This is a genomic window from Psychrobacillus sp. (genome assembly GCF_056205495.1).
In genome coordinates this window covers 1-2480 of sequence record NZ_JBAEAP010000424.1, presented here as the reverse complement: position 1 = coordinate 2480, position 2480 = coordinate 1, and the positions used below count along the sequence as shown (strand labels likewise).

Below are 2480 nucleotides of genomic sequence, written 5' to 3'. Positions count from 1 at the left end.
AAAATTATTAAACTCAACTCTGCCAATATTAAAAGTGCTTCAAAACCAATTCCGAGATATAGAATTCCTTTAAATGGTGAAAACAATTCAGAAGGTATAAAAAATCTAGCAATAACTAGCCCACCAACCATAAGACCAATTACTTGTTTGAGGGAAATCTTAAAGGTTGCATAAATTAGTAAAGGAGCAACGATTGCTAAATCTATAAGAGACCCAATAGCAACTCCGCTATTAAGCTGAAGTGAAAAAAGATCCTGCACTTGTGGTCGATACAATAGAAAATTAGAAATAAGTACAAGCAACAAAAAAACAAATGCTACATTAGCAATCTGTGTTTTCCGATAAGTCATCTCCATACCCCCTGTACGATTATATTTTAATTATAGCTTTCCTTATAATCCTAGTACTACTATAATTAATAAAATATTCAAATAAAGGAGCACAACTTTGTGAACATTCATGTAGAACAACTAAAAGAAAGAATTCTGGCCTCTCAAGGGAAAGAAAAAGCTGATTTCATTCTTCGCAATGCGAAGATAGCAGATGTATTTTCATTAGAATGGATATTAGCGGACATTGTTGTATCGAACGGGCATATCGTTGCAGTGGATACAACTGAAGCATATACAGCAAAGTCTGAGGAAGACGCTAAAGGTAAGTATGTCGTCCCCGGTCTAATTGACGCTCACATACATAACGAATCTTCAATGGTAACCCCATTAGCATTTAGTCGAATTCTCCTTCCACATGGTGTCACAACAGTTATTACAGATCCTCACGAGATAGCCAATGTCTCCGGCGCTGATGGGATTCAATTTATGATAGATGAATCTTTAAAAAGCGAGATGGATATTCATATTATGCTACCCTCTAGCGTCCCCTCTACAGCTTTTGAGCATGCTGGAGCTGTATTAAAAGCTAAGGATTTAGAACCTTTCTTAACTAAAGAAAAGGTGCTTGGGTTGGCTGAAGTGATGGACTTCCCCGCTGTCCTTTCAGGAGATTCTGATATGTTAGACAAGATTGCAATGGCCCTCAAAGCTAATGTTCCTATAGATGGTCACGGTGCTGGACTTAAGTCAAATCAAATTAGAGGCTACCGAGTGGCAGGCATCCATACTGATCATGAATGCATAACGGCAAAGGAAGCATTAGATCGAGTAGCACAAGGTATGTATGTTTTAATTCGGGAAGGGTCTGCAGCCAAAAATTTAAGTGATGTACTGCCCGCCGTAAATACACAAAATGCACGTCGATTTATGTTTTGTACGGATGATAAGCATTTGGATGAATTGATAGAGGAAGGTAGCATCGACCATGCCATACGTCTAGCTATCAAGGAAGGAATGGAGCCATTACAAGCAATTCAGTTAGCAACCTTAAATGCCGCTGAATGCTACAAATTGTACAACAAAGGTGCCATAGCTCCAGGTTTCATTGCAGACTTTTTTATGATTGATAGCTTGGAATCCTTTCGTGCCAGTTCAGTTTGGAAGAATGGACTAAAGATTGCTGAAGATAATAAAATGCTAAAAGAAAATGCTTCCGAAGATTACTTACCCCAACATATTGCAAATACTGTCTCATTACCAACGCTTTCAGTTGCTGACTTTTCCATCCCCTTAACCAATGATGGAACCGCAAATGTTATTGAAATAATGCCCAATCAAATTACAACTCGTAAAAAAGTGCTCAAGGTTCCTGTAATCGAAGGTTTCTTCACTCCTTGTACAGAACAAGATTTACTTAAGCTAGCAGTAATTGAGCGACACCAAGCATCAGGGAACATAGGTCTTGGAATTGTGCATGGGTTTGGCATTAAGAAGGGTGCAATAGCAACTACTATCGCCCATGATTCACATAACATGATTGTACTGGGGACAAATGATGAGGATATGCTTGTAGCCTGTAAACATTTAGAGAGTATACAGGGTGGGGTTGTAATCATAAATGATGGAAAGGTATTAGCATCCCTCTCCTTACCTATTGCTGGTTTAATGTCCGATAAACCTGCAACACAAACTGCTAAAGAGTTAAAAATTTTACATGAATCATTAACCTCCATTCATCCGAACTTAGATTTCCACTTATTATTAACTTTGTCTTTTGTAAGCTTACCAGTCATACCTGAACTAAAACTAACTGATACCGGGCTTTTTGACGTAGTTGCCTACAAGCACATTCCAATTCAGGAATAGGTTGACCAGACGGCGGCTCCTACTGGATGAGTGAGACAGATAAGACATCACAACCACGCGCGCTAGAGATGGGTGATGGCTTATCGCTCCCCCCGAGGAAAGCGTCCTGCTGGGGCGAAAAATCAATTCTACTCTCTGACCTAAGATTTCTTTGCATCCTAAATCAACCCTAACCTTCAACATAGCCAATAAAAAAATTCCCCATAGCAATTAGCACCATGGAGAACTTTAGATTATTCTTCTACTTTTTCAATCGTTTTAGCTTCACCCGATGCTGGATGA

The 2480-nt window shown here is 39.0% G+C and carries 1 protein-coding gene and 1 pseudogene; one reads left to right on the top strand and one right to left on the bottom strand.

Annotated features, from left to right (window positions below):
* Nucleotides 1-350, bottom strand: a pseudogene (locus AC06OU_RS12430) (beta-carotene 15,15'-monooxygenase); the annotation flags it as partial.
* Between the two features lie 99 nt (nucleotides 351-449).
* Here AC06OU_RS12430 and ade point away from each other — a divergent pair.
* Nucleotides 450-2198 carry an adenine deaminase gene (ade, locus tag AC06OU_RS12425; RefSeq protein ID WP_475856143.1) on the top strand — a complete coding sequence of 583 codons (1749 nt, stop codon included), beginning with the start codon at nucleotides 450-452 and terminating at the stop codon, nucleotides 2196-2198.
* Nucleotides 2199-2480: the final 282 nt, after the last annotated feature.